25 protein-coding genes are annotated in these 25,221 nt (G+C 66.8%); 10 read left to right on the top strand and 15 right to left on the bottom strand.

Going from position 1 to position 25,221, the window contains the following annotated elements; all coding sequences use genetic code 11:
* Window positions 1–6 precede the first annotated feature (6 nt).
* The 3 genes from LRH25_RS09460 to LRH25_RS09450 form a co-directional block, all read right to left on the bottom strand.
* Window positions 7–612 carry a restriction endonuclease subunit S gene (locus LRH25_RS09460; RefSeq protein WP_141285177.1) on the bottom strand — a complete coding sequence of 202 codons (606 nt, stop codon included), beginning with the start codon at window positions 610–612 and terminating at the stop codon, window positions 7–9.
* Window positions 613–863: 251 nt separating this feature from the next.
* Window positions 864–2,360, bottom strand: a complete 1,497-nt coding sequence (locus LRH25_RS09455; protein WP_211361289.1) for a serine hydrolase domain-containing protein — start codon at window positions 2,358–2,360, stop codon at window positions 864–866.
* A gap of 192 nt (window positions 2,361–2,552) precedes the next feature.
* A complete protein-coding gene (locus LRH25_RS09450) occupies window positions 2,553–2,789 on the bottom strand; it encodes a hypothetical protein (protein WP_141285176.1) in 237 nt (78 codons plus the stop codon).
* 46 nt (window positions 2,790–2,835) lie between these two features.
* Between LRH25_RS09450 and LRH25_RS09445 the strand changes: the two genes are divergently transcribed.
* From LRH25_RS09445 to LRH25_RS09435, 3 genes are all read left to right on the top strand, one after another.
* Entirely contained in the window at window positions 2,836–3,675 is an 840-nt protein-coding gene (locus tag LRH25_RS09445) for a response regulator transcription factor (protein WP_231011042.1), read from the top strand.
* Window positions 3,668–4,891 (top strand): sensor histidine kinase, encoded by a 1,224-nt coding sequence (locus LRH25_RS09440; RefSeq protein ID WP_141285175.1) that lies wholly within the window; start codon window positions 3,668–3,670, stop codon window positions 4,889–4,891. Before LRH25_RS09445 ends, LRH25_RS09440 begins: the two co-directional genes overlap by 8 nt.
* A 71-nt stretch (window positions 4,892–4,962) precedes the next feature.
* Entirely contained in the window at window positions 4,963–5,850 is an 888-nt protein-coding gene (locus LRH25_RS09435) for an extracellular catalytic domain type 1 short-chain-length polyhydroxyalkanoate depolymerase (RefSeq protein ID WP_141285173.1), read from the top strand.
* A 109-nt stretch (window positions 5,851–5,959) separates the two neighbouring features.
* On the opposite strand, the gene LRH25_RS09430 is transcribed toward LRH25_RS09435, so the two are convergent.
* Window positions 5,960–6,196, bottom strand: a complete 237-nt coding sequence (locus LRH25_RS09430) for a hypothetical protein (protein WP_141285172.1) — start codon at window positions 6,194–6,196, stop codon at window positions 5,960–5,962.
* Window positions 6,197–6,473: 277 nt separating this feature from the next.
* Between LRH25_RS09430 and LRH25_RS33040 the strand changes: the two genes are divergently transcribed.
* On the top strand, window positions 6,474–8,006 hold the full coding sequence (locus LRH25_RS33040; RefSeq protein ID WP_141285170.1) for a methyl-accepting chemotaxis protein: 1,533 nt from the start codon (window positions 6,474–6,476) through the stop codon (window positions 8,004–8,006).
* Window positions 8,007–8,145: 139 nt separating this feature from the next.
* Here LRH25_RS33040 and LRH25_RS09420 read toward each other — a convergent pair whose 3' ends face one another.
* Both LRH25_RS09420 and LRH25_RS09415 read right to left on the bottom strand, forming a co-directional pair.
* On the bottom strand, window positions 8,146–8,382 hold the full coding sequence (locus LRH25_RS09420; protein WP_141285168.1) for a hypothetical protein: 237 nt from the start codon (window positions 8,380–8,382) through the stop codon (window positions 8,146–8,148).
* A gap of 279 nt (window positions 8,383–8,661) precedes the next feature.
* On the bottom strand, window positions 8,662–9,858 hold the full coding sequence (locus LRH25_RS09415; protein ID WP_211361288.1) for a PDDEXK nuclease domain-containing protein: 1,197 nt from the start codon (window positions 9,856–9,858) through the stop codon (window positions 8,662–8,664).
* 87 nt (window positions 9,859–9,945) lie between these two features.
* On the opposite strand from LRH25_RS09415, the gene LRH25_RS09410 reads away from it, so the two are divergent.
* A complete protein-coding gene (locus tag LRH25_RS09410; RefSeq protein ID WP_231011041.1) occupies window positions 9,946–11,958 on the top strand; it encodes a DEAD/DEAH box helicase in 2,013 nt (670 codons plus the stop codon).
* A 58-nt stretch (window positions 11,959–12,016) separates the two neighbouring features.
* Window positions 12,017–12,964 carry a class I SAM-dependent methyltransferase gene (locus LRH25_RS09405; protein ID WP_141291359.1) on the top strand — a complete coding sequence of 316 codons (948 nt, stop codon included), beginning with the start codon at window positions 12,017–12,019 and terminating at the stop codon, window positions 12,962–12,964.
* Here LRH25_RS09405 and LRH25_RS09400 read toward each other — a convergent pair.
* Window positions 12,961–13,872 carry a LysR family transcriptional regulator gene (locus LRH25_RS09400; protein WP_231011040.1) on the bottom strand — a complete coding sequence of 304 codons (912 nt, stop codon included), beginning with the start codon at window positions 13,870–13,872 and terminating at the stop codon, window positions 12,961–12,963. The genes LRH25_RS09405 and LRH25_RS09400 overlap by 4 nt on opposite strands.
* A 118-nt stretch (window positions 13,873–13,990) precedes the next feature.
* Between LRH25_RS09400 and LRH25_RS09395 the strand changes: the two genes are divergently transcribed.
* Window positions 13,991–14,752 (top strand): SDR family NAD(P)-dependent oxidoreductase, encoded by a 762-nt coding sequence (locus tag LRH25_RS09395; protein ID WP_231011039.1) that lies wholly within the window; start codon window positions 13,991–13,993, stop codon window positions 14,750–14,752.
* A gap of 2 nt (window positions 14,753–14,754) precedes the next feature.
* On the opposite strand, the gene LRH25_RS09390 is transcribed toward LRH25_RS09395, so the two are convergent.
* On the bottom strand, window positions 14,755–15,609 hold the full coding sequence (locus tag LRH25_RS09390) for a YihY family inner membrane protein (protein WP_231011038.1): 855 nt from the start codon (window positions 15,607–15,609) through the stop codon (window positions 14,755–14,757).
* Between the two features lie 92 nt (window positions 15,610–15,701).
* Here LRH25_RS09390 and LRH25_RS09385 point away from each other — a divergent pair, with 92 nt between their 5' ends.
* From LRH25_RS09385 to LRH25_RS09375, 3 genes are all read left to right on the top strand, one after another.
* Window positions 15,702–16,094 (top strand): c-type cytochrome, encoded by a 393-nt coding sequence (locus LRH25_RS09385; RefSeq protein WP_141290106.1) that lies wholly within the window; start codon window positions 15,702–15,704, stop codon window positions 16,092–16,094.
* Window positions 16,095–16,241: 147 nt separating this feature from the next.
* Complete coding sequence (locus LRH25_RS09380) at window positions 16,242–16,667, top strand: tripartite tricarboxylate transporter TctB family protein (RefSeq protein ID WP_141290105.1); 426 nt, start codon at window positions 16,242–16,244, stop codon at window positions 16,665–16,667.
* Window positions 16,667–18,205 (top strand): tripartite tricarboxylate transporter permease, encoded by a 1,539-nt coding sequence (locus LRH25_RS09375; protein WP_141290104.1) that lies wholly within the window; start codon window positions 16,667–16,669, stop codon window positions 18,203–18,205. The genes LRH25_RS09380 and LRH25_RS09375 overlap by 1 nt, the downstream gene beginning before the upstream one ends.
* A 51-nt stretch (window positions 18,206–18,256) precedes the next feature.
* Here the strand turns inward: LRH25_RS09375 and LRH25_RS09370 are convergent, their stop codons facing one another.
* Genes LRH25_RS09370 through LRH25_RS09340 form a run of 7 tightly spaced genes read right to left on the bottom strand, consistent with a single transcriptional unit; the run spans window position 18,257 to window position 24,842 of the window.
* The gene (locus LRH25_RS09370) at window positions 18,257–19,666 is read right to left on the bottom strand and encodes a sensor histidine kinase (RefSeq protein ID WP_231011037.1); all 1,410 of its coding nucleotides are present in this window, start codon (window positions 19,664–19,666) and stop codon (window positions 18,257–18,259) included.
* Window positions 19,663–20,337 (bottom strand): response regulator, encoded by a 675-nt coding sequence (locus tag LRH25_RS09365; protein WP_231011036.1) that lies wholly within the window; start codon window positions 20,335–20,337, stop codon window positions 19,663–19,665. The genes LRH25_RS09370 and LRH25_RS09365 overlap by 4 nt, the downstream gene beginning before the upstream one ends.
* 48 nt (window positions 20,338–20,385) lie before the next feature.
* The gene (gene rtcA, locus LRH25_RS09360) at window positions 20,386–21,462 is read right to left on the bottom strand and encodes an RNA 3'-terminal phosphate cyclase (protein ID WP_231011128.1); all 1,077 of its coding nucleotides are present in this window, start codon (window positions 21,460–21,462) and stop codon (window positions 20,386–20,388) included.
* 50 nt (window positions 21,463–21,512) lie between these two features.
* The gene (locus tag LRH25_RS09355) at window positions 21,513–21,989 is read right to left on the bottom strand and encodes a DUF4275 family protein (RefSeq protein ID WP_141288044.1); all 477 of its coding nucleotides are present in this window, start codon (window positions 21,987–21,989) and stop codon (window positions 21,513–21,515) included.
* Window positions 21,979–22,401 (bottom strand): zinc-ribbon domain containing protein, encoded by a 423-nt coding sequence (locus tag LRH25_RS09350; RefSeq protein WP_141288043.1) that lies wholly within the window; start codon window positions 22,399–22,401, stop codon window positions 21,979–21,981. Before LRH25_RS09350 ends, LRH25_RS09355 begins: the two co-directional genes overlap by 11 nt.
* A 38-nt stretch (window positions 22,402–22,439) precedes the next feature.
* Window positions 22,440–23,666, bottom strand: coding sequence for an RtcB family protein (locus LRH25_RS09345; protein WP_141288042.1), 1,227 nt, complete (start codon window positions 23,664–23,666; stop codon window positions 22,440–22,442).
* Between the two features lie 21 nt (window positions 23,667–23,687).
* Window positions 23,688–24,842 (bottom strand): slipin family protein, encoded by a 1,155-nt coding sequence (locus LRH25_RS09340; protein ID WP_141288041.1) that lies wholly within the window; start codon window positions 24,840–24,842, stop codon window positions 23,688–23,690.
* Between the last annotated feature and the right edge of the window lie 379 nt (window positions 24,843–25,221).

Genomic DNA, 25,221 nt, shown 5'->3' with positions numbered 1-25,221 from the left:
CGGTGTTCAGGGTGTGGCCTGGGCTGAGCGAGCCAGGTCCTCGGCGAGCGACTGGAGTTGCCGCTCACGGTTGTGAATCAGTTGGTTTAGCGCGCGGCGTTCCTGGCGCGCAAGTTCAGCCAAGGCGACGATGCGCCGCTGGTCTGCCAGTGATGGAACGCTCAACGTGAGTGACTCCAGCACAGGTCGGCGGATGCTGAGTTGGCTGCTGCCCTCGGCAGCCTGCTGAAGTTGGCGCTGGAATGGAGGCTGGTTGATCTGCCACGCAAGGAAGGCTGGCAGCAACGGCGCATGCGCCGCCACCTGTAGAAGAAAGAAGTGGGGGCTGCACACGGCAGGGCTGGGCGGCTCATCAATGCAGACAGCGTAGAAGCGCGTACCCTTGGAGACGAACAGAACATCCCCGGCCTTGAGCCAATCGGGATGCTTGCGTCCAGCAAGCGAGGTTCGGGTGACGCCTGCCCAGTCAACTCCGAGCTCAAGGCCGACGTCCTTCATCTGCACGGCCAATGCATCGCCATTGGCCAACTCCTCAACGGCACCGCGAAACGGATGACCACCCCGCAGCAAAGCCAGGCTGTCGATCTTGAATATTTTTGCATCAATCGGCATGATGCATTCTATGGAATCAACGTGTACGGCGCAAGAAATTTTGCATCATCGGAATTGATGCAAAAGGCGTCACCTACCGTGCGCCAACGGGCAGTAGCTTGGCAGGTACGGCACAAGCCCCGCTGGACGACAGCCTGGACTGGCTTCATTTGGATAGCAGGGCGCCGAGGAAAGGTTGGGCCGGCGCCCGGTCAAGTCGCCCCGGTTGCGAGATTGCAGCGCTGATGATCCGAGGACGGGGCCGTTTCGGCCTACCTCTGCTTCGTCCCCGGGTACGCATTCGCCCCGCGGATCAGCGAGAACCCAGCCGCCGTGCCGTCGTCTTTCAACTCGAAGCGAACCGACATGTCCTGCGCCGTCATGAAGTAGGCGGTCTTGGATTCGGGGAAGAGTTCCATGCGCTTGGGGCCGAACAGGTCGCTCTGGAAGTAGAGGTGCTCGCCTGCGGCGATCACCTGGGCGGGCTTGTCCAGCAGTTGGTAGGTGCCAGCCACCGCCTTGTTCGCGGCGGCATCCGGCTTGGCGACCGGTTTCTCGGTCACCTGGAATTCGGGCCAGCCGTATTCGGCGGCGATGCTGCAGAGGATTTCGTCGATCAGGGCGGCGCCGTTTGCGCCGTTGGTCATCACCACGGCGCCTTGGCCGGAGCGCGTGTAGCCATAGACCTGCGCGCGGAAGCCTTCGGTGCCGCCGCTGTGGCTGAAGCTGGTGGTCTGGCCCAGGTTTTCAACGAAGAAGCCCAGGCCGTATTCGCCCAGGCCGCGGGTCAGCATCGTGGAGGCCATGCCGCGCGACAGCAGCTCGTTGGACTGGCCTGCCTCGGCGCGCTGGACTTCGGTGATGACACGCGCCAGGTCGGTGGGCGTGGTCCACAAACCGGCTGCGGCGGCTTCCGGGTACACGTGCCAGCCGCCTTTGACGGCCGTGCCGTCGGCGCCGTGGCCGCTCGCCGCAAGCTCACGCCAGCCGGGCGGCAGCGACTGCGCAAACGTGCTGTGGGTCATGCCCAAAGGGTTCAACACTGACGCCTGCATGTACTGCTCGAACGGCTGCTGGCTGGCCTCGCTCATCATCAGCTGGACAACGCTGAAGCCGCCACCGGAATAGCGCCACGCGGTGCCGGGCACCGCCTCGACACGGACCGGGGCAGATTTCGCAGGCGGCAGGCCATCAAGCACCTGCAGCAGCGTCGGGATCTTCTGGCCGACCTCATAGCCATCAAAGCCGTGCACCGAGAGGCCGGCGCTGTGGTTCAGCAGCATGCGCAGGCTGACCTCGCGGCCTTGAGTGAACCCATTGCCCGGAATCTGCCAGGCAGACAGCTGCCGATTCGCCGCCCCATCCAGCGAAAGCTTGCCCTGTTCGACCAGGCGCAGCGCGCCGATGGCGCTGACGGCCTTGCTGACGGACGCGGCCTGGAACAACGTGGTGGTCGTCGCGGGCCGCTGGCTCGCGGCATCGAGCACGCCATAGGCACGGGCCCAGGCCACCTGTCCGTGGTCGATCACGGCAATGCTGACGGCGGGCACTTGATGGAACGCCATGCGCTCGGCGATGGCCATCTTGCGGTTCGGCGAATCCTTGACGACGACCCGCGTGGACAAGCCTTGCGCCACCCGCGACATGCGCGCCTCGTCGGCCGCCGATGCGGGCGGTTCGGAGACCGTGGGCTCGGCCGCGTGAACCTGCAGGCACAGCGCCAACAGAAGGAGCGCGCCGCACGACATGCGTTGTTGTTGGTGTTTCATCGAAGGAGCGTTTCGTCATGGGCAGCAAGCGCGGCGGCGTCCGCCTTGGCGACTTGCTCGGCGGGGAACAGCGCCCCGCCGCCGTGGGTTGTACCAAGAGACAGCGTCGACGCAGGCCGTGGCGCCCCAAAACCACAAAGCCCCGCAATGCGGGGCTTTGGTCGGAGCGCGAATCGGGTGCTGGATGCTGGCTCAGGCACGCTTGCCCGTCACGACCACGATCTGCAGCGGCGCTGCATCAGCCTGGCGGGCCATGGCAACCAAGGCGGCATCGCTTCGGACCTGGGCGAGTTGGGCGTCCTTGACCTGAGCGCCCGCGATCTGCGTAACGCTGCCCAGGACCGCGAACGTGACCACCGCAGCCAGGCCGGCGAAGCTCAGGCGAGCGGTGCTGGAAACAGAGGCGAAGCGGGTGTTGGCGGTAGTCATTTGGGGCTCCAGTCAGTGGCTGTTCGGGTGTCGATGGATGTACTTTATGAAGACAGCCCAACGGCCGCGAGCGGCTTGCGACGAACTGCAGGGAAGGCGGCGCGGAGCGCTGTCAGCCGGGATGAGCGGCGGCATCGATCGAGGGGGCATTCCGGGCGATGATGGCGGAGCGCACAAAGAAATCATGAACAAAAGATCGCTGACTGTTTTGGTGGTGGAAGATCATCCAACGATCGCTCACCAGATCGTGGACTTCCTGGATGGACTGAAGTGGCAGGCCGACCATGCCGCCACCGGCGCAATGGCCATCCATCTCGCCATGCATGAGATCTACGATGTCGTGCTGCTCGATCTGAACCTGCCGGACATCGATGGGTTGGAGGTCTGCCGCACGATCAAGGCGCAGGCGCCACGCAATGTGCCGGTGCTGATGCTCACAGCTCGCGATGCTTTCGAAGACAAGGCTCGCGGTTTCCACGGTGGCGCAGATGACTACCTCACGAAACCATTCGACCTGCGCGAGCTTGCGCTGCGCTGCGAAGCGCTGGCAAGGCGTGGACAGTTGCACATCGGCCAGGAGATGCGTGTCGGTCCGTTGAGCCTGCATGCAAGGGAGAAGCGCGCCTCGCACAACGGCACGCCGGTTGCACTCACCCAGGCCTGCTTCAAGGTCCTGTTCATGCTCTGCACCGCCCATCCCCACGCCGTTTCCCGGTCCGCCTTGATGCACGAACTCTGGGGTGCTGATCCGCCTGATTCGGACGCCCTCAAATCGCACATCTACGCGCTGCGCAAGCAGCTCGAACAGGCCGGCGCGCCGAACATGATCGCCACCATTCCCCATTTGGGCTATCGGCTCGCACTTGCCGCCGCGGACGATGTTTAGGTCCATCCGGCACGGCCTGTTTGCCGCGCTCGCAGGCTTCACGGTCCTGATCTGCGTCTTCTACACCGGGCTGGCCCTGGTCATTTCCTATGTGACCGAAGACATGCTGATCGACCGGCTGCTCGCGCGCGAGGCCGAGGCCATGGCCGCGCATTTCCGCCTGCATGGCGACGTCGGGCCGCCCGGCAACGATTGGATCCAGGTGCACCGAAGCGTCGAATCACTGCCGCCTGTCGTGCGCGACAAGGTCTTGAGCGGTCACCCACGCGCGGAGATATTCACCGATACCGGCCAGCACTATCACCTCCGCAGCCTGGACCTCGGTGCGACCGGCGAGCCGCAACATGTCTACCTGCTGGCGGACGTGGGCCCGCTCCTGGTGGTGTCCAAGCTGTTCCGTGAAGTCGGCGGGGGCCTGGTGGCCGCTGCAATGAGCTTGATTGCCTTGGCGCTGGTGCTGGCCTACCGGCTGTCCCGGCGGCTGGTACTTCCGCTCCAGGTGCTGGCAGACGAAGTGAGAGATTCGTCGCCGGAAGCCTCGGTCAACTTCAGCGCCAGGCAGCGGCCGGACGAAATCGGATACCTGGCAGAAAAGCTTGCCGCGACGCTTGCGGCATTGCATTCGGCGCTGCGCCGGGAGCATGCATTCACGCGCGATGTCAGCCATGAACTGCGCACGCCGCTGACCGTCATGAACAACCTCCTCGGTCAGGCCACGTCGCGCACGCTGGCCAGGCAGGACGTGGCGCAACTGCAGGCGAGCCTGGACGACATGCGCGCCACCCTCGATGTTCTGTTTGCGCTGGCGCGCGCGACACACATTGCGACCGAGACCTTCGACCTGCGTGGCGGCATCGAGGAATGCCTGTTGCGGCTGCTGGAAAACGCCGACCATGGCGCCGAACGATTTGCACTCGACCTGCCGGAGCGAATCGACGTGATCGGCAACCGCCATCTGGCCACGCTGCTGCTCCACAACTGCCTTGGCAACGCCCTGTTCCACGGCCAACCAGGCTCGCCTTTTCAGATCTCGTTTGCAGACGGGGCCTTGTGCGTGGTCAACACAGTCGACCCTGACCGGGCGGGCGTGGTGCAAGGCTTCTCGCATGGCCAGAACCTGCTGTTGCGCATTGCCAAGGCCATGCGCTGGGAGCTTGAAATTCATGCCGGCGTCAACGACTACCGGGTGCACATCGTGCCTTTGCGCGCCCACTGAAACCCGCCGGATTTCACCCGTTTTTCACCACCAGCCTTCTATCCTGCGCAGCCGTTCACCGCCTGCGCATCATGAAAATCTGGATCAGCTTCGTCGTCCTTGCCTTCGCATCTCACACGGCATTTGCGCAGGTGAAATCCCTGCTTCACAAGGAAGAGAAGCGCCGCTATCTCGTCTACACGCCGGCCTCCTACGGCAGCCAGCCCGGCAAGGTCTTTCCGGTCGTCTTCAACTTCCACGGCGGCGGCATGACCATGGCCGAGCACATGCTCTACACGCAGATGAATCGCGCCGCGGACCGTCACCAGTTCATCGCCGTGTATCCGGCCGGCATTCAGCAGGACTGGAACGTCGGCTTTGGCATGCCCTACCTCGGGGGAACCGACGACATCGGCTTCACCGCAGCCGTCCTGGGCCAGCTCAGCAAGGACTACCGCGTGGATCCGCAACGTGTGTTCGCCACCGGGCTGTCGCGGGGCGGCTTCTTCGCGCTGCGCATCGCAGCCGAACTTCCCGAGCTGTTCGCGGCCGTGGCCTCTGTTGGTGGGCCCATGCCGGAACCCGTGGTCCAGCATCACACGAAGCCCGGCAAGGTTGGCGTGCTGCTGGTTCACGGCACTGCAGACCAGGTGGTCGCCTACGGCGGCAAGCCAACCGGCTATTTGTCGGCCGAAGCCTCCCATGCCCATTGGCTGAAGCACAACGGCGTCGCGTCAGCCGCCACGCGCCGTCGCCTCATCGACGCCGACACCAGCGACGGCGCCGACGTGACCTGGACCGAACAAGGCGGCGATGGAGAGGCACACGTTGCACTCGTCACGATCAGGGAAGGCGGTCACACCTGGCCCGGCGCCGATCCGTTCAACGTCGGCCTGCCACTTGGAAAGACCACCCGCGACATCGACGCCAACGAGGTGATCTGGCAATTCTTCGATCAGCACCGCCGCGACTTGAAATGAAGGCGTGGCCGGGGTGCCGCGCAGGCGCTCGGCAAGCCGTGGCCATCCAAAACAACAAAGCCCCGCAATGCGGGGCTCTGAGTGGGAGCGCGAATCGGGTGTTGGCTGATCAGGCACGCTTGCCCGTCACGACCACGATCTGCAGCGGCGCTGCGTCAGCCTGGCGGGCCATCGCGACCAGGGCAGCATCGCTGCGGGCCTGGGCAAGCTGGGCTTCCTTGACTTGCGCGCCTGCGATCTGCGTGACGCTGCCCAGGACAGCGAACGTGACCACCGCGGCCAGGCCGGCGAAGCTCAGGCGAGCGGTGCTGGAAACGGCAGAGAAGCGGGTGGCGGCGGTGGTCATTTGGGGGCTCCAGTCAGTGGCTGTTGGGGTGTCGATGGATGTACTTTATGAAGACACGCCAAGCGCTGCGAGCGGCTTGCGACGAACTGCAGGTAAGGCGGCGCGGAGCGCTGCCAGGACGGGATGAGCGGTGGCGAGGGGCACGCCAGCCATGGTCCGCGAGCTGGCCGCACTCAAATACCTCACCGGGCAGCCGATATCCCTGCATTGCAGCGCCATCCGAGGCCCGGCAACCACCACAGCGGCGCCATGGGCGCCGCCCTTCTGGAAGCATTGCATGAACTTCAGCTCTCGATTGTTCGTCTGCGCCGCGGTGCCGGCAGCCCTGTTCATCGCCGCACTCTCCGCCGGTCTCTGGAGCCTGGTGCGCACGCAAGACGAGTTCGACCGATACATCAGCACCGAGCAGGCCGCCGCCAGTGGTTTGTCGGAGATGTATGCACAGGGCCTGCAGATGGGTCAAGCGCTGCGCAACATCGTGCTCGACCCCGCCAACAAGAAGGCCTACGACAACTTCACGAACGCCGAAGCCGGCTACGAAAAGGCCCGAGCCGAGACCGGGCAGGCCGTGCGCGGCACGCCGGCCCAAGCCAGCCTGGACAGCCTGGCGCCCTTGCGCGAGGGGCTGGCCGCCAAACAGAAGGAGGTGCTGGGATTGGTGACCACCGATCCAGCCTCGGCGGCCAAGGCCTTGACTGCCGGCGAGACACCGGCCTGGCGCAGCCTGCGCGCCAAGCTGCTCGAGCAGATTGACGCCGGTCGCAAGACCGCCATCGAGACACATGCCAAAACGAAGCAGCGCGCCAACCAGATGACGGTGCTGACGCTTGCGCTGGCGGTGGTGGCGGCTGCGGTAGCGGTTGGCCTTTGCTGGGCGATGCGCCGCACGGTGGTGCGTGAACTCGGCGGCGACCCCGCTGGGGCCCGTGAGGCCTTGCGCCGCATGGCCGACGGCGACCTCAGCTTCGAGCTTGCGGTGGTGCCCCCGGCCGGCAGCCTGTTGGGCGAACTGCAGCGCACTCAGCACCGACTGCAGGAATTGGTGAGTCACGTCCACGCCAGCACCGAAAGCATCAACACCGCCAGCAGCGAAATCGCCACCGGCAACCACGATCTGAGCCTGCGCACCGAACAAACGGCCTCCAGCTTGCAGGAAACCGCCTCGTCGATGGAGCAGCTCACCAGCAACGTCAAACAGGCGGCCGACGCAGCCCACCAAGCCAACCAGTTGGCCACTTCGGCGGCCGAGGTGGCCCAGCGTGGTGGCAATGTGGTGGCGCAGGTGGTCTCGACCATGGGCCAGATCAACACCAGCTCAAAGAAGATCGCTGACATCATTGGCGTCATCGATGGCATTGCGTTCCAGACCAACATCCTGGCGCTGAACGCCGCCGTCGAGGCCGCGCGTGCCGGTGAACAGGGCCGGGGTTTCGCCGTGGTTGCCAGCGAAGTGCGCAGCCTGGCGCAGCGCAGCGCCACCGCGGCGCGCGAGATCAAGTCCTTGATCGGCGCCTCTGTGGACAGCGTCGAAGGCGGCTCGCGCCTGGTGGCCGATGCCGGCCGCACGATGACGGAAATCGTCACCTCGGTGCAGCGGGTCGCCGACATCGTCGGCGAGATCACCAGCGCCGCGGGCGAACAGTCAGCGGGCATCGGCCAGATCAACCTGGCGGTGAACCAGCTCGACCAGATGACGCAGCAGAACGCTGCGCTCGTGGAGGAATCGGCCGCCGCCGCACAGTCGATGAAAGACCAGGTGGTGCGGCTTTCCGGCGTGGTGGGCACTTTCAGGCTGCGCGCCAAGGCCTGACCGACGCTTTCACATCCCGGCGGTCTGGACGCCGGGTCGGCCACCTCCATGCGCATCCCAAAGTGGGCGCGGGTCGCGCAAACAACAAAGCCCCGCAATGCGGGGCTTTGAGTGGGAGCGCGAATCGGGTGTTGGTTGATCAGGCACGCTTGCCCGTCACGACCACGATCTGCAGCGGCGCTGCATCAGCCATGCGAGCCATCGCAACCAGCGCGGCATCGCTGCGCGCCTGGGCAAGTTGTGCCTCCTTGACCTGGGCGCTCGCGATCTGCGTGACGCTGCCCAGGACCGCGAACGTGACCACCGCAGCCAGACCGGCGAAGCTCAGGCGAGCGGTGCTGGAAACAGAGGCGAAGCGGATGTTGGCGGTGGTCATTTGGTGGCTCCAGTCAGTGGCTGTTGGGGTGTCGATGGATGTACTTTATGGAGCCAGCCCAAGCACTGCGAACGGCTTGCGACGAACTGCTGGAAAGGCGGCGCGGAGCGCTGTCTCGCGGGATGAGTGGCGGACGGACATGCTGCTTGGACCGTCACCGCTGGGACGGCCAATCCAAACGCCAAATCCGGCAGCCAACACAAGCTGTGTCGGTCACCCGATCCGCTCAATGGGCCAGAACGCACCGCCGAGCGGCCTTGGACGGCAGCGAGTCGCGATTCACTCAAGCCCGTTGGGGCTTCGCTGTCCCGCTGCTCGCAAGGTGTCTTCCAACTCGCGTCGCAGGGCTTCCCGGTCTGGCAAGTACAACTGGTACTTCTGGACAAAGAGTTGGCTGCTCATGCCGTAGGTCGCGTACTCGACCAGCAACTCGTCCTTTTGCCGGCTGAGGATGATGCCGATGGGCGGGTTGTCGCCTTCGACGTTCTCCTCGCTCGCGAAGTAGCCCAGATAGAGGTTCATCTGCCCGATGTCGTGATGCTGCACTTCGCCCAGCTTCAGGTCGATCAGCACGAAACAGCGCAGGATCCGATGGTAGAAAACCAGATCAACCCGGTGGTGTGTGCCGTTGATCGTCACCCGGTACTGTCGACCCACAAAGGTGAAGCCCTTGCCCAGTTCCAGCAGAAAGGGCTGCGGGTGGTCGCACAGCAAGGTTTCAAGCTGGGTCTCTGACACCTGATGGGGCTCGGGAATCTTCAAGAACTCGAACACATAGGGTTCGCGCAACAGATCGGCGGGTCGCTCGACGACCTGGCCTTGCTGGGCCCACTGCAATATTCCTGCCTTGTCCTGGCTGGCGGCCAGGCGCAGGAACAGGGCGGCAGCCTTCTGCCGCTTCAGCTCGGGCACCGACCAGCGTTCGGCCTGCGCCTGCTGTTCGTAGAAGCCTCGCTCCAGCGCATCTTCGATCTTCAGCAGTTCGACGTAATGCGACCAGCTCAATTGGTGAGAAGGCTTCTGACTTATTGGCGCGCTCGCTGGATAGCGCAGATAGAAGAGGCGCATGTACACCAGGTTGCTGCGACTGAAGCCCTTGCCGTGACGCAGGCCCAGCTCGATCGCAAGGCGCTGGATCAACGCCGTGCCGTACTCGGCCCGGGCTTGACCGGCCTGCTCGAATTCGACGATGTGGCAGCCAACATGCCAGTATGTGTCGATCAGTTGGGCATTGACCGCCTGTACCGCCCGCAGCCGACCTTGAGGTAGGTGTCCGAAATCTCCTGCAAGAGCTGCAGGTAGCCGTCGGTGGTGCTCAATTCCATGCGAAGCCGCTCTCTCAAAGTGTTCATCGACATGGCGGACGGGACCGCCCAAATCAACCCAGTCGCAGCCTTGCGATGCGCGCGGGCCTTGCCTGCCGCTGGACAGCCCGTTGTGCCAACGGCGACAGCTGGCCAAAGGCTTTCGTTCCACCAGCTCTGGACGCGAGGTCTCGCCTCCAGCGGCCCCCGCTATAGTCCGCCCTCCTCGTTGTACCGCCCCTCGCGGCGCGCCTTCCCCATGCCCCTCGCCGACCTCCGCACGGCCCTGAACGCCGAGCTGGCGGCCACGCCTGAGTATTACGACTTCAAGGTGCTGCGCAGCGAGCGCGAAGGCGCGCTGTGGCGGGTGACGCTGGCGCCGGGCTACGTGTTCGCGGAGGGCCAGCGGCCGGGGCAGGCTTCGGCGCAGGCCTTGCTGGACGACAGCCTGGACGGGGCTTCGGCCTGGTGGGGCGCGCCGGAGAAAGGCGGGGCCAGTGTGCTGGCGGTGGTGGTGGAAGACGATCAGCTGGTGCTGCAGAACGCGAGTTCGCCGCCGCCGGGGACTGACCTGTTGATACGGCTGTACCCGCCGCGCTTCCTGACCGCAGTGGCGGATGCTTGGTGGGACACGCCCTGGGCCGAGCGGGCGCTGGCCTGTCTGCCGGACCTGGCGCGGCCGGAAGTGCTGGCCGACGGGCCGGTGCTGACCGGCGAGCCGTTTCGATGGCTGCGGCCGGCGCAGCGGCAGGCGCTGTCGCTGCTGCAGGCCAGCAGTGGCTTCCTCTGGGGACCGCCGGGCACCGGCAAGACGACCACGCTGGGCGTGATGCTGGCCGAGTACCTGGAACGCCGGCCAGAGGCGCGGGTGCTGCTGCTGTCCACCACCAACCAGGCGGTGGACCTGGCGACCCTCGCCGTGGACAAGGCGCTGCAGAAAGGTCGCAGGGAGACCTTGCGCGCCACCGTGCGCCGCCTGGGCACGCGCTTCGACGCGGCGGCCTATGCCGGCCGCGAACACCTGCTGCCCACCGATGACCACGACCTGATTGGCCGCCTGGCGCGGGTCGAGGCGGCGCGGCCGTCGTCGAGGGAAGCGGCGAAGCTGAAGGCCTGGGCCGACCGGCTGGCCGCGCTGCGCGAAGAGCTGCGCGCGCAGTCGCTGAAGGTGTTGCGCAGCTGCCGGCTGGTGAGCATGACCACCACGCGCGCAGCCTTCACGCTGAAGACGCTGCGCGAGCTGGCGCCCGAGGAGGGCGAGCCACCGTTCGACCTGCTGGTCTTCGACGAGGCCAGCCAGGTGAGCCTGGCGCATGCGCTGGCGCTGATGCCGCTGGGCCGCGCACGGCTGTTCGCGGGTGACCCGCAGCAGCTCTCGCCGGTGCTGCGCAGCCCGGACCGACTGGCGCGCCGCTGGCTGGGCCGTTCGGCGTTTGGCGAGATGCCACCGCGTGGCGCTTCCGTGGCTTTGTTGGACGAACAGTCACGCATGGCCGGGCCGATCAGCGAGCTGGTCAGCGACCTGTTCTACGACGGCGCGCTGCGTGTGGCCGAAGACGCCTTGGCCTCGCCCGATTGGCTGGCCGCGCGGCAGCGCGCGCTGGGCGACGCGGACGCGGGCACGCATGTGCATGTGCATCGGCTGAAGACCGATGGCGCCTGGTCGGCCATGGAGCGCGGGCCGGCTCGCAGAGAGTCTGCCGAGCTGATTGCCGCGACCGTGGCCGCGGCGCTGGAAAGCGGGCATTGGCTGCCGCAGGAACTGATCGTGCTGACGCCGTTCCGCGCGCAGCGGGCGCTGATCCGCCAGCGGCTGTGGGCCCATGGCGTGCCGGAGACGGTGAAGGTCAGCACGGTGCACCGGGCGCAGGGCAGCGAAGCGCCGGCCGTGCTGTTCGACCCTGCCGATGGCACGCAGCCTTTCCTTCAGACGGAAGAGGCGCAGCGCCTCTTGAACGTGGCGCTGAGCCGGGCGCAGGCCAAGGTGCTGGTCTACCTGTCGGCGGCCGACATCACGAACCCGATGCTGGCCGCGCTGGTGCAGCGGCTGAAGCTGGGCACCGACACGCGCGAGGCCGTGCCGCTGCTGGAGCTGGCGCGCCGGCCCGGCTTCCCGGCCAATGCGCTGGGCCAGCGCGTGAGCGCCGGGCGCCACACCGGCGAGGTTTCGCGCCTGAGCCCGGATGGGCGGCAGTTCTGGCTGGTGAATGAGCGCAGCGGCACCGAGCAGTTGTTCGACACTGAGTTCTGGCGCGCCAAGGCCCGCGGCTGAACTGCGACAGAATCGCCGCCCTCGCCTCCCGATCCTCATTTTCGATCTTGCGCGCCCCATGCAGCCCTTGTTAGACGCCATCGCCTCGACGGCCTTGCCCACAGACGCCCAGCGCATCTTCCACGGCCGCGGTGGCCTGCACCCGGGCTGCGAACACTGGTCGCTGGACTTCTTCCCGCCCGTGTGGGTGCTGACCAGCTTCCAGCCGGTGGCGGACGAGGAACTGGCCGCTGCTGGCGCGGCGCTGGCACAGCGCTGGGAGCAGCTCGCGCCGGGCCAGCCGCTGAACTGGGTCTTCCAGTGCCGGCACGAGGGCAAGAGCAGCACGCAGCTGATGGCCGGCGCCGTGCCGGACCCGCACTGGGTCAGCGAGGACGGGGCGCGCTTTCGCGTGCACGTGGGCAAGGGGCAGAACCACGGCCTTTTCCTGGACATGGCCGAGGGGCGGCGCTGGGTGCGCAGGCACGTGGCCAAGCACACCACCGAGGACCATCGCGTGCGGGTGCTGAACCTGTTTGCCTACACCTGCGCGTTTTCGGTGGTGGCGCTGCAGGCCGGCGCGCGGCAGGTCGTGAACCTGGACATGAGCCAGGGCGCGCTGGGCATTGGCCAGCAGAACCACCGCTTCAATGACGTGTCGGCCAACGCCCGTTTCCTGCCGCATGACCTGTTCAGCTCCTGGGGCAAGGTGACGCGCAGCGGGCCCTACGGGCTGATCATCGTGGACCCGCCCAGTTACCAGAAGGGCAGCTTCGTCGCGACCAAGGACTATGCCCGGTTGATCAAGCGCCTGCCGGACCTGCTGGCGCCCGACGGCCACGTCTTGCTGTGCCTCAATGCGCCAGAGCTGGGCCCGGCCTTCCTGCAGGACCAGGTGCGCGAACTGGCGCCAGAGCTGAGCTTCGTGGAACGCGTGGCCAACCCGCCAGCGTTTGCCGACGTGTCTGACCAGCGTTCGCTGAAGGTGCTGGTGTACCGGGCGCCGCCGCTGGAAAAGGCGCTCTAACTCGCCGCGGCCACGTGCGCCGCAAAAGCCTGCACCTTGGCCGACTGGCGGCGCTGCGGCGGGCTCACCAGGTGGATGGGCAGCGGCGGTGCGGGCCAATCGGGCAGCAGCCGCTGCACCTCGCCGGAAGCCAGTTCGGCTTCGAACAGCCAGGTGGGCGCCTGGCCGATGCCCATGCCGGACAGCACCGCCGCGCGGATGACCTCGCTGCTGTCCGTCTGCAGGTTGCCCTGTGCGCGCAGCGAGACCTGGGTGCCCACGGCCACAGGCGCACCGGGGCCGGCGGTGAAGGTCCAGTTGATGGCGCTGTTCAGTTCGGAGTAGACGATGCAGTTGTGCTGCAACACGTCTTCCGGCAGGCGCGGCGCCTGCAGGCCGGGCGCTAGCGCGCGCAGGTACTCGCGGCTGGCCAGCAGCACGCGATGGGTGCTGCCCACGCGGCGCGCCACCAGCGAGCTGTCGGCCAGCTCGCCGATGCGCACCGCCACGTCGATGCCCTGCTCCACCAGGTCCACGAAACCGTCGTTGAGCCGCAGCTCGATCTTCACGGCCGGGTGCGCAGCCAGGAAGCTGTTGACCAGCGGCAGCAGCTTCAGCCGGCCATAGGCGACCGACGAGGCCACGCGCAGCCAGCCGCTGAGCTGCTGCTCGCCTTCGCGTGCCGCGGCTTCTGCCTCGGCGATCTCGCCCACCAGCCGGCGCGCCTGCTCGAAGTAGCGCTGGCCGGCCTCCGTCAGCGCCAGCGCGCGCGTGGTGCGGCTGAGCAGCCTGGCGCCCAGCGTGCGCTCCAGCGCCGCCACCTGCTTGCTCACCGCACTCTGCGTGGACCGCGTCTCGCGCGCCACGGCCGAGAAGCTGCCGCTTTCGACCACGCGCACAAAGGTCTGCATCGCCGCCAGCCGGTCCATGTGTCTGCCCTCATTCATTCCAGATGGGACTGGATGTTAGGCGGACCGACTGGCTAGTGCGTTTGGCGGGCGTGAATCACAGTCCAACCCATCGATTCACCCCTTGAAGGAACCGCAGATGAACACCGCAACCCACACCCCCGTCGTGCTGATCACCGGCGCGCTGACCGGCATCGGCCGCGCCACGGCCCTGGCCTTTGCCCACGAAGGCGCCAGCGTGGTCGTCTCCGGCCGCCGCGACGAAGCCGGCCAGGCGCTGGCCACCGAGCTGCGTGCGCTGGGCGTGCAGGCCGAATACCTGCGGGCCGACGTGCGCGCGGAAGCGGACGTGCGCGGCCTGGTCGACCAGGTGGTCGAACGCTTCGGCCGGCTGGACGTGGCCGTGAACAACGCCGGCACCGAAGGCACGCTGGGCGCCGTCACCGAGCAGACCGCCGAAAACTACGAAGCCACCTTCAGCACCAACGTGCTGGGCACGCTGCTGGCACTGAAGCACCAGATGCGCGTGATGCTCAAGCAGGGCGCGGGCGCCATCGTCAATGTCTCGTCCATGGCCGGCCAGGTCGGCGTGCCGGGCGCTTCGGTCTACGTGGCCAGCAAGCACGCGGTGGAAGGCCTGACCAAGAGCGCCGCGCTGGAAGGCGCCGCGGCCGGCCTGCGGGTCAACGCGGTCGCCCCCGGCCCGGTGGCCACGCAGATGCTGGACCGCTTCGTCGGCCACAACGAGGCAAACAAAGCCGGCTTCCTGGCGACCATCCCGGCCCGCCGCGCGGCGCAGCCCGAAGAGATCGCGCAGACCATCGTCTTCCTGGCCAGCGACAAGGCGCGCTACCTGACCGGCCAGTCGCTGGCGGTGGACGGCGGCTACACGGCGCAGTGAGTTCAGCCGCGGCGCGGTTTGGCCGGCACGGCGCTTCTGCCGGCCTTGCCGCCACCGCGCCGCGCGCCGTTGCCCGACAGGCTGGCCGCGATCATGGCCGCCAGCAGCACCACCAGCCAGGAGAAGTACAGCCAGAGCAGGAACAGCGGGAAGGCCGCGAACGCGCCGTAGACGGCCTTGTAGGTGGGCAGCTTGACCAGGTAGGCCGCGAAGCCGCGTTTGCCCAGTTCCAGCGCGGTGCTGGCCAGCAGTGCGCCGAAAAAGGCATGGCCCAGCGGCACCTGGGTGTTGGGCACGAAGCGGAACAGCGCCGTCAGCGCGGCCAGGAACAACAGCGCCGGCCCCAGGTCGAGCACGAAATGCAGCGACGGCGGCAGCGCACCGATCAGGCCCATGGAGGCGCCCAGCAGGTAGGAGCTGGCCCACAGGCTCAAGCCCAGCACCGGCGGGCCCACGGCCAGCATCAGCAGGTACAGCCCCACACGTTTGAAGAACGGCCGGTTGCGCCTGACCTGCCACATCTGGTTGAGCGCGTTTTCCACCGTGAGCAGCATCGCCACGGCCGTCACCAGCAGGAACAGCGAGCCCAGCCAGGTCAGGCTGCCGGCATTCGCGGCGAACTGATTCAGGTACTTCAACACCGTGCGCGAGATGTCCGCCGGCAGCAGGCCCTTGAGCACGTAGTCGTCGATCACGCCTTCGAGCCGGCCGAACATCGGCACGCGGGTGAACAGCGCAAAGCTCACGGCCAGCAGCGGCACGGCGGACAGCAGGCTGGTGAAGGTCAGGCTGCCAGCCACCTGCACCAGGCGCTCCTTGCGGGCGCGTTGAATCGTGCGTCGGATCAGGCTGAACATGCGGGGCGGAACACGCGGCGAAAGCTGGCGAAGCCGCAATTGTGCGGGCGCTTCCTGCGGGGGCTTCGCCGGCCGGGTCAGAATGCTTGCCGATGAAGCCGCTGAACTTCCTGGTGCCCTTCCTGGTGCCGTTCCTGGCCTTGCTGCTGTGCGAAGCGCATGCAGCCGGTGACCCCGTGGCCGGCAAGGCGGCGTTTGCGCCCTGTGCGTCCTGCCACCAGGTCGGCCCTTCGGCGCGCGGCGGCTTCGGGCCGCAGCTCAACGGCATCATCGGCCGGCCGGCAGGCACCACCGCGGACTACACCTATTCGGCCGCGATGAAAAACTCGAGGATCGTCTGGACCGAACAGACGCTGGCGGCCTTCATCAAGGACCAGGACAGCGTGGTGCCGGGCACCAGGATGCGCTTTGCCAGCTGGGGCTACGGCGACCAGAAGATCGCCGACCTGCTGGCCTACCTGCGCAGCTTCCCGCCAGCCAGGTAGCCCTGGTTCCGGCTGCGCCTGGCGGCTGCGGCGCAAGCTGTTAGAAACCTGTCGAAAGCCTGTCGTAGGTGGAAACCGACGCACGCTTGGGAGGGCGGTTTCCTACATTGGTGTACCGCAATTCAGCATTCCATGCGGACCCAACCCATGACAGACCAAAACCTAGCCCGCGGCGTGTTCCTGGCCGCCGTTTCGCTCGCCTTCGGGCTGGGCGCGTACATGCATTACCCCCTGGGAACCTTCAACCGCGCAGGCCCCGGTTTGTTCCCGCTGATGGTCAGCAGCCTGCTGCTGGTCATCGCGCTGGCGATGATCGTGCGCTCGCGTTTCGTCGCGCCGATCGCCATGCACTTCAGCGTGAAGAACATCGGCCTGCTGATGGTGGCGCTGTGCGGCTTTGCCACCCTCTCCAAGCTGCTGGACATGGCGGTGGGCATCACCTTCATGGTCTTCGTGGCGGGCTTCGCGGCCACCTCGTATTCCTTCAAGCGCAACTGCATCATTTCCGCCAGCCTGATCGCCGTTGCGTTCGGCTTCCAGCACCTGCTCGGCCTCAACCTTCCGCTGTTCTGATGGACATCCTGCACAACCTCGCTTTCGGCTTCGGCCAGGCGCTGACCTTCCAGAACCTGATGTATTGCGCCATCGGGTGCACGGTCGGCACGCTGGTCGGCCTGCTGCCCGGCCTCGGCCCGCTGGCCACCATCAGCCTGCTGCTGCCGCTGACCTATTCCATCCCCACCGGCGGCGCGCTGATCATGCTGGCCGGCATCTACTACGGGGCCCAGTACGGGGACAGCGTGAGCGCGATCACGATGAAGATCCCGCACGCCAGCAGCATCGTGGCCTGCATCGACGGCTACGCGATGACGCTCAAGGGCAAGACCGGCCTGGCGCTGTTCACCGCCGGCGTGTCGAGCTTCATCGGCGGCACCGTGTCCATCATCGTCATCTCCTGCCTGGCGCCGGCGCTGGGTGAAGTGGCGCTGCTGTTCGGCCCGGCCGACTACTGCGCGCTGATGCTGGTGGGCTTCGTTTGCGTGAGCTTCGTGACCACCGGCAGCCTGCTCAACGGCCTGGCCATGTGCCTGATCGGCGTGCTGCTCGGCCAGGTGGGCACCGACGTGACCAGCGGCATGCCGCGCTACACCTTCGACCTGCCTTCGCTAGCAGACGGCGTGGGCCTGGTCAGCGTGGCGCTGGGCTGCTTCGGCATTGCCGAGATCACCAAGAACCTCGACGAGAAGCAGCAACGCACGCCCTTCAACGGCGCGATCAAGCTGATGCCGACCTGGCCGGAGTTCAAGCGCATCATCCCCAGCGCGCTGCGCGGCAGCATCGTGGGCTCGGCGCTGGGCATCCTGCCCGGCGGCGGCCCGGTGATCGCCCAGTTCGCGGCCTACGCGCTGGACAAGAAGGTCAGCAAGTACCGCCACGAGATTGGCGACGGCGCGATCGAAGGCGTGGCCGGCCAGGCCGCGGCAGACGAAGCGGCAGCCCGCACCAGCTTCATCCCGCTGATGAGCATCGGCATCCCGGAGAACCCGGTGATGGCGCTGATGATGGCCGCGTTCATCATCAAGGGCATCCAGCCGGGCCCGAACATGATCACCGAGCACGCCGACCTGTTCTGGGGCCTGGTGGCCAGCATGTGGATCGGCAACTGCTTCCTGCTGGTGCTGAACGTGCCGCTGGTGCGCTACTGGCTGTCGGTGTTCAAGATCCCGTACTACGCGCTGTTCCCGGCCATCCTGTTCTTCTGCTGCATCGGCACCTACAGCGTCAACAACAACCTGGACGACATCTTCATCACCTCGGCCTTCGGCCTGGGCGGCTATGTCTTCATGCGCCTTGGCATGGACGCTGCGCCGCTGATGCTGGGCTTCATCCTCGGCCCGATGCTGGAAGAGAACTTCCGCCGCGCGATGCTGATCAGCCGCGGGCACTTCGGGGTGTTCGTCGAGCGGCCCATCAGCGGCACGCTGATCGGGCTGATCGCAGCCTTCATCGTCTGGCAGCTGGTGGTGTTCTTCCGCAGCTCAGGAGGCGGCAAGCAGGCCGCGGCGGAAGCCGGTGGACACGGCCCGGCCGAAGAGATCAAGACGGCCTGAGCCAGGTCCCAGCGCCCCCGAAACTGCCCGCGCCTGCGGGCAGTTCTTTTTTCAGGACGGCACGGCGGCTGCGAACGGGAACATCAACAGCACCCGCATGCCGCGCTGCCCATGCGCCGAGGGTTCGATCTTCGCCTCGGCGCCATGCAGCCGCGCAATGTCGGCCACGATGGCCAGGCCCAGGCCGCTGCCAGGGCTGCTGGCGTCCCGCCCGCGCCGGAAGCGCTGCCACAGCGCGTCCAGGTTGTCCTGCGGCACGCCGCGGCCGTCGTCCTCCACGCTGAGCCAGCTGCGGCCTTCGCGGGTTTCAGTGCGCACGGTGATGCTGGTGCCTGCGCCGGCGTGGCTGATGGCATTGTCGATCAGGTTGCCAATGGCTTCTTCGAGCAGCATGGCGTGCCCTTCGACCCAGGCCGGCTGCAGCTCGAAGCCCAGGTCCTGCCCGGCTTCCAGTGCCGGCCGCAACCAGCGCTCGGCCATGCCGGCCACCAGGGCCGCCAGGTCCAGGCGTTGCGCCTTCAGCCCCGGGTCCAGCGCGGCGCCTTCGGCCCGCGCCAGCGCCAGCAGTTGCTGCGCCAGCCGCGAGCCGCGCTCGGCACCGGCATGCAGGCGCTCCAGCACCGGGTGCAGGTCCGGCGAATGCGGCGTGGCCAGCGCCTGCGCGGTCTCCACCCGCATCACGCTCAAAGGGGTGCGCAGCTGGTGCGCCGCGTCAGCCACGAAGGCCCGCTGGGCCGCGGCGGCCTCGTGCAGGCGGGCCAGCAGCCGGTTCAGCGCATGGACAAAGCCCAGCACCTCCTGCGGCATGCCTTGCGCGTCGATGGGCGCCAGCCGGTGCGGCATCAGCGACTCCACGTCGGCCACCGCGCGGCGCAGCGGCCGCAGCGTGCGGCGGATCGCCAGCATCGAGAACAGCACCAGCGGCAGCGCCAGCACGGCGGCCCCCACGCCAGCGGCGAGCAAGGCGGCACGCTGCGCGGCGTTGCGCTTGCCCAGCGTCTCGGCCACCACGATGATGCAGACCTGGGCCTTCTGCGCGCCGCAGGCCGCACCATGCACCGCCAGGCGCACCGGCTTGCCGGTCAGCCAGGCCTGCTGGAAGTGCCACTCGTCGACCCGCACGGGCGGCGCCAGGGCGGCCAGGTCGAAGCTGCCGCCCAGCAGGCGGCCTTCCGGCGACTTCACCGCGAAAACGGTTTCGTCGACCACGTCGGCCGACAGTGCGCGCGCCGTCTGCGGGCTCAGCGGCAGCGTCACCTGCCCGTCCTTGAACTCGATGATCTCGGCCAGCGCCACCGTGGTGCCGGTCAGCGCACGGTCCAGCGCGTCCAGCGCCGGGCTGCGGGCCAGCAGGTAGATCAGCGCCGCCGTCAGCGGCACCAGCCCCACCAGCGGCGCCAGCAACCAGATCAACAGGGTGCGGCGCAGGCTGGGCGGCGCCGTGCCGTTGCCCTGGGTCATGGCGACGGCGCAGCGTCCAGCAGGTAGCCCAGGCCGCGCACCGTGCGCAGCCGCACGCCGCCGGGCTCGATCTTGGTCCGCAGCCGCGAGATCAACAGCTCCAGCGCGTTGGCCGAGGTGGCGGCGTCCCAGCCCGGCACCAGCGCGGCCAGCTGGTCGCGCGGCACGATCTGGCCGGTCTTGAGCATCAGGTACTGCAGCACGATGCATTCGCGCGCCGACAGGTGCACCGGCTGCCCGTCCACATGGGCGCGCCGGGCGGCAGCGTCGAAGCTCAGCATGGACAGCACCAGCATCTCGCTGCGGCGCAGCTCGTGGCGGCGCACCAGCGCGCGCAGCCGAGCCAGCAGCTCGCTCAGCGCAAAGGGCTTGACGAGGTAATCGTCCGCGCCGCCTTCCAGCCCGCGCACGCGGTCGTCCACGCCGTCCCGCGCGGTGAGCATCAGCACCGGCAGGCTGGAGCCTTGCTCGCGCACGCGGCGCAGCGTCTCCAGCCCGTCGATGCCGGGCAGCTCGATGTCCAGCACCAGCACGTCGTAGGCGTCCTGCAGCAGCGAAGCCGGCACCGGCTCGCCACGGTCGCTCACGTCGGCGCGCCAGCCTTGCGCGCGCATGGCCGCCGCGATGGATGCGGCGAGAGGGCTGTCGTCTTCGACCAGGAGGATGTGCATGCGTGTAACCCGGAGAACAGGCCGACACGATGCCACATCCTGGCCGGGTCAAACGACCGGCTCGGTTTCCGGGGCCGACTCGACAGTCACGCGCCAGCCAAGGCCCGCCCGTTCGCTGCTGCAGCGCACTGGCAGGAAACGCTGGATCACCTCGAAATTGGTCTGCGTGTGCAGCGTCAGTTCGGTCGCCGTGTAGCGACCCGCACGGCCGCTGGCCTGCACCGCCAGCGCCAGCGGCAAGGTCAGCTGGTCGGCCAGGTACGGGCCGGCAGCGGCCGCGTCGTCGCCCTGCCGGCTGGCCTGGTAGCTGCGCACCTGCTGCACCAGCTTCTTCACGACCTGCTCGGCCGCCAGGCTGCGCTCGCCGAAGCTGGTGAAGACCTCGGTGACATGCGCGTGCACCAGCGTCGCCATCAGCGCATTGCCCGGGCCCTCGTTCTGCCGCGCAGTCGGCGTGCGCAACTGTTCGCCTTCCCAGCCCAGCGCCGCGCCCAGCAGCTCCAGCTCGCGCGTGGCCACGCTGCGCGCCAGGCCAGGCGCCAGGCATTCGGCATAGGCCTCCTGCGAGGGCCCGCGCTGCAGCAGCTCGAACGGCTGCAGCGCACCCGCCGCCGCAGGCGTCACCTCGGCCGTCAGCTCCCCGCCGCCGGCCGGGTAGAAGCCATGGCGGCGCAGTGTCACGTCCAGCCCCACGCCCATGCGGCGCAGCAGCGGTGCAAACGAGCGCTCGATGAAATGGAAGTTCGGCGCCATCGGGTTGTGCGTGCCACCTTGCAGCGTCAGGCGGCTGGGCCCGTCTGCCAGCATCAGCGCCGGCAGCACGGTCTGCAGCACCAGCATGCAGCTGCCCGCCGAGCCGACCGCAAAGCGGTACTCGCCCGCCTTCACCGCCCCCGGCTCGAACACCAGCTCCCGCGAACCCAGCTCCGCACCCTGCACGGTCGCGCCACTCACCGCCTGCGCCGCATTCACGCAAGCCAGGTGCTGCCGCATCAAGCCCGGCTTGGGCCGGCGCCCGCGAATGTCGTGCAGCGCAAACCCCTGCCCGGTGCACATGGCCAGCGCCAGCGCGCTGCGCAAAATCTGGCCGCCGCCCTCACCCGCGGCGCCATCGAGTTCGATCATCTTGTTCATCACGTCTTGCATTGTTGTTCTCTCTTCCACTGCCTCGCCGCTCAACACCATCCTCTGGCGCGAGCCACCTCGGCCTGCCGGCGCTTCTCCAGCCTTTGTTGGTTTGCGGCCTCCAACTGCACGTAGTCGGCATGCTTTGCAAAGTACGGCCCCAGCCACCCTTCTTCGTGGGTGAAGGCCATGTTCCAGGCCAGGTTCTCCGGAAATACGTTGTAGTCGCGCTCGGGCCAATTCACAGGCTTTCGGTCCAACACGAAGGCCGAGCGCTGATCATTCGACAGCAGGATGTAACGTTCGGCGGAATGCGCGGCGTAGACCGCACGCGCTTCTGCGGCGTCTAGGCTTGGATATCGGCCGCCGCTGAAGACGTGCCAGAGATAGTCGTCAGCATTGACGCCATGCCGGTTCCGTCCAAACACATCGAGCCAGCGCTCGCCCCAAACCAGAGTTTCATCAGGTGTGCAGCAACGCAGAACACCTTCGATGCTGGTAGCTGGCTTCAGGAAATTACGCTTCATTCGCGCGCTCCTCGCTGGCCACGACAACCGCCAAACGCTCTCGCTTGCGCGCAAGCCCCGCTTCGGCGATCTGCCGCGCAACTTTCACCCGCAGGCGTTCCGCCTCGCGGCAAGGTGCGCAGCGGACCGCGCGGCTCCAGACGTGGCCGCCCGCCACTTCGTACCACCAATGCTGCCGCGCAGCAGTCCAGACTTGTGGCTTTGCGCAATCGCGGCAAGTGAACGCGTAGTCTGAGTATTGGCGCCGTGGCACAGCAAAGCTGTTGTTCAGGGCCACCATCCAAGGCTCGACGAACGTCATCTCCGAAAGCTGCCGAGCAGAGGAACGGCGAGCCGTGGCGGCTTGCTTCGCCGCAGCCCGCGCATGACGCCTGGCCATGATCTCCGTCCGCCGCTGTTTGTTGCTCTTCATCTCAACTCTCCCGCGGCGATGCAAACGCTCGCCGTTCTCTATCCCTTCACGCACACAACCTGCTTCAGCGTGTAGACGACTTCGACCAGGTCCTTCTGCGCGGCCATCACCGCGTCGATGTCCTTGTAGGCCATCGGGATCTCGTCGATGACGGCTTCGTCCTTGCGGCACTCCACGCCTTCGGTGGCCTTGATCTGGTCGGCCACGGTGAACAGTTTCTTGGCCTTGGTGCGGCTCATCACGCGGCCTGCCCCATGGCTGCAGCTCTCGAAGCTTTCCGGGTTCCCCAGACCGCGCACGATGTAGCTGCGCGCGCCCATGGAGCCGGGAATGATGCCCAGCTGCCCCTTCCTGGCGCTCACCGCGCCCTTGCGGGTCACGAACACGTCTTCACCGAAGTGACGTTCCTGCTGCACGTAGTTGTGGTGACAGTTCACCGCTTCAACGTGCGCCTCGAACGGCTTGGTGATCACGTGGCGCACGGTGGCGATCAGGTTGGCCATCATCACTTCACGGTTCTTCGCCGCGAACTTCTGCGCCCAGCCGACCGCACGCACGTAGTCGCCGAAGTACTGCGCGCCTTCCTCGAAGTACGCCAGGTCCTGGTCCGGCAGGTTGCGCTGGTGGACTTCCGCGTCCTTCTTCGCCAGCTCGATGAAGTGGGTGCCGATGGCGTTCCCCACCCCGCGCGAACCGGAGTGCAGCATGAACCACACTGCCCCCGCTTCATCCAGGCAGACCTCGATGAAGTGGTTCCCGGTGCCCAGCGTTCCCAGGTGCTTGCGGTTGTTGGTGTTCTTCAGGCGCGGGTGGTCTTCGCACAGCGCTTCGAACTCGTCCACCAGCCCCGCCCAGGCCTGGTCCACCAGGTTGGGCGGGTTCTCCCAGGCGCCTTCGTCACGGCGCCAGCCCTTGGGCGAACGGCCATGCGGCACGGCCTTCTCGATGGCCGAACGCAGCGGCCCCAGGTTGTCCGGCAGGTCCTCGGCACGCAGCGTGGTCTTGCAAGCCATCATCCCGCAGCCGATGTCCACTCCCACCGCAGCGGGAATGATGGCCTTCAGCGTCGGGATGACCGAGCCGACCGTGGCACCGATCCCCAGGTGCACGTCCGGCATTGCCGCCACGTGCTTGAAGACGATGGGCAGGCGCGCTGCATTGCTCAACTGCGCATGCGCCTCGGGCTCGACCGGCACGCCGCGGGTCCACATCTTGATGGGCACGCCGCCTTCGACTTGTTCTTCGTTGTAGTTCATGGTGTTCATTTCATTCTTCTTTCAACAGGTTCAGCGCAGCTTCACCAGATTGTTCAGCACGCCTTCCAGGCCGCCGTAAACCGAGATCTTGTCGATGCGTTCGGCCACGCGCTCCAGCGTTTCCATTTCCTTCAAGCGCAGTGCGATCGGGCTGTCTTCCATCACTTTCGCGGTGTTCAACAGCGATCGGGTCGCCGCGGTTTCTTCGCGGCGGCGGATCACGTTCGCCTGGGCCGATTTCTCGGCCTCGACCACCTGCGCCAGGATGGTCTTCATCTCGCCCGGCAGGATGATGTCTTTCACGCCCACCGATTCCAACATCAGGCCGCTCTCCATCAGCCGCTCGCGGACCTGGACGCGCACGCCTTCGTCGATCAGCGACTTGTTTTCCAGCAGTTCATCCAGCGTGCGAGTGCCAACGATGGACCGCAGCGCAAACTGCAGTTCCCGATATAGCGCCTCGGCCGGCTTGGCATGCTGGCCGAAGGCCTGCATCACGTCGGCGTAGCGCCAGGTGGCGGTCAGGTTCAAGCGCAAGGCCACCTTGTCCTTGGTCAGGATCTCCTGGCCGCTCACCTCGCAGACCTGCACGCGCAGGTCCACGGTTTCAACGGCCACCGTGCGGTTGAAGCGCCAGAACGCGAACGCGCCGGGCTGCAACAGCTTCACGAACTTGCCGTCCACCGACAGCACGCCCTGAGAGAACTCCGACACCTGACCTTGCAACACACCGTGCAGGCCTGCCACGGCACGCTGGCGCAACTGCGTCTGCGTGATGCGCGACACCAGGTCCTGCGGCAATTCGATCTGCTCTGCGGCGAGGTCCAACACCTCGACCTTCACGTCCGTCAGGCCCTTCCAGTACAACTTGCGCGAGGCCGGCGGCAGCAGTTCGACCAACACGCCGTTTTCATGGCGCAGGCCAACCTGGGTGTCCGTGAGTTCGACGCGGACGAACTCTTGTTCCACCACCGCCGGCTCCTTGGCCATCAGGTAGTCCGCCAACTGGTGCGAAAACGCCGGCTGGTCGATCGCGAAGGTCTCCACGCGAAGTTCATCGAACCACGAGAACACGCGGTGGCGGCCGGGCTGGAGCACGCGCTCGAAATCGCCGTTGCGAAACAACAGGCCACGTTCGTTCTTCTTCACCACCACGCGGCGGAATTTCTGGTTCAGCTTGTTCATTTCGTTCTTTCTTTTCTTGTCGTCGTTTGGCAATGTTGGGGTGCCGTTACAGGGGCCGCGGCGGACGGTGAGGGCCTCGGCAAGGGAATCGCAGCGCGCCCCTCCCATGGCTGACTGCGTTCGCGCGTCGCGCGGTCTCTCCGCACAAGCTGCTGCCGCTGACGATGGCGAGCTTCAGGAGCACTTTCGCTTTCCTTCCACGCGGCACCGCATTCGGCGGAGTCTTTCGACTGTTCTATTTGCTCTCAATAAGCTGGATTTGTGGTCCAGCTGAAGTGGTGGACAACCGGGACTCGAACCCTGGCTTCTTGCGAAGGCACCTGCCAGTCCTGATCAACCCTTTCCAGTGGCGCGGCATGCGCACCGCCCATGGGCTCAA

It is taken from the genome of Ideonella azotifigens (assembly GCF_021043325.1).
Lineage (GTDB): Bacteria > Pseudomonadota > Gammaproteobacteria > Burkholderiales > Burkholderiaceae_C > Ideonella > Ideonella azotifigens.
This window is presented reverse-complemented; position numbering and strand designations above follow the sequence as displayed.

Bases quoted from the DNA above. Each gene is read 5' to 3' on its own strand.
- LRH25_RS09460 (WP_141285177.1), bottom strand. From the start codon at position 612: ATGCCGATTGATGCAAAAATATTCAAGATCGACAGCCTGGCTTTGCTG.
- LRH25_RS09455 (WP_211361289.1), bottom strand. From the start codon at position 2,360: ATGAAACACCAACAACAACGCATGTCGTGCGGCGCGCTCCTTCTGTTG.
- LRH25_RS09450 (WP_141285176.1), bottom strand. From the start codon at position 2,789: ATGACTACCGCCAACACCCGCTTCGCCTCTGTTTCCAGCACCGCTCGC.
- LRH25_RS09445 (WP_231011042.1), top strand. From the start codon at position 2,836: ATGAAGACAGCCCAACGGCCGCGAGCGGCTTGCGACGAACTGCAGGGA.
- LRH25_RS09440 (WP_141285175.1), top strand. From the start codon at position 3,668: ATGTTTAGGTCCATCCGGCACGGCCTGTTTGCCGCGCTCGCAGGCTTC.
- LRH25_RS09435 (WP_141285173.1), top strand. From the start codon at position 4,963: ATGAAAATCTGGATCAGCTTCGTCGTCCTTGCCTTCGCATCTCACACG.
- LRH25_RS09430 (WP_141285172.1), bottom strand. From the start codon at position 6,196: ATGACCACCGCCGCCACCCGCTTCTCTGCCGTTTCCAGCACCGCTCGC.
- LRH25_RS33040 (WP_141285170.1), top strand. From the start codon at position 6,474: ATGAACTTCAGCTCTCGATTGTTCGTCTGCGCCGCGGTGCCGGCAGCC.
- LRH25_RS09420 (WP_141285168.1), bottom strand. From the start codon at position 8,382: ATGACCACCGCCAACATCCGCTTCGCCTCTGTTTCCAGCACCGCTCGC.
- LRH25_RS09410 (WP_231011041.1), top strand. From the start codon at position 9,946: ATGCCCCTCGCCGACCTCCGCACGGCCCTGAACGCCGAGCTGGCGGCC.
- LRH25_RS09405 (WP_141291359.1), top strand. From the start codon at position 12,017: ATGCAGCCCTTGTTAGACGCCATCGCCTCGACGGCCTTGCCCACAGAC.
- LRH25_RS09400 (WP_231011040.1), bottom strand. From the start codon at position 13,872: ATGGACCGGCTGGCGGCGATGCAGACCTTTGTGCGCGTGGTCGAAAGC.
- LRH25_RS09395 (WP_231011039.1), top strand. From the start codon at position 13,991: ATGAACACCGCAACCCACACCCCCGTCGTGCTGATCACCGGCGCGCTG.
- LRH25_RS09390 (WP_231011038.1), bottom strand. From the start codon at position 15,609: ATGTTCAGCCTGATCCGACGCACGATTCAACGCGCCCGCAAGGAGCGC.
- LRH25_RS09385 (WP_141290106.1), top strand. From the start codon at position 15,702: ATGAAGCCGCTGAACTTCCTGGTGCCCTTCCTGGTGCCGTTCCTGGCC.
- LRH25_RS09380 (WP_141290105.1), top strand. From the start codon at position 16,242: ATGACAGACCAAAACCTAGCCCGCGGCGTGTTCCTGGCCGCCGTTTCG.
- LRH25_RS09375 (WP_141290104.1), top strand. From the start codon at position 16,667: ATGGACATCCTGCACAACCTCGCTTTCGGCTTCGGCCAGGCGCTGACC.
- LRH25_RS09370 (WP_231011037.1), bottom strand. From the start codon at position 19,666: ATGACCCAGGGCAACGGCACGGCGCCGCCCAGCCTGCGCCGCACCCTG.
- LRH25_RS09365 (WP_231011036.1), bottom strand. From the start codon at position 20,337: ATGCACATCCTCCTGGTCGAAGACGACAGCCCTCTCGCCGCATCCATC.
- rtcA (WP_231011128.1), bottom strand. From the start codon at position 21,462: ATGATCGAACTCGATGGCGCCGCGGGTGAGGGCGGCGGCCAGATTTTG.
- LRH25_RS09355 (WP_141288044.1), bottom strand. From the start codon at position 21,989: ATGAAGCGTAATTTCCTGAAGCCAGCTACCAGCATCGAAGGTGTTCTG.
- LRH25_RS09350 (WP_141288043.1), bottom strand. From the start codon at position 22,401: ATGAAGAGCAACAAACAGCGGCGGACGGAGATCATGGCCAGGCGTCAT.
- LRH25_RS09345 (WP_141288042.1), bottom strand. From the start codon at position 23,666: ATGAACACCATGAACTACAACGAAGAACAAGTCGAAGGCGGCGTGCCC.
- LRH25_RS09340 (WP_141288041.1), bottom strand. From the start codon at position 24,842: ATGAACAAGCTGAACCAGAAATTCCGCCGCGTGGTGGTGAAGAAGAAC.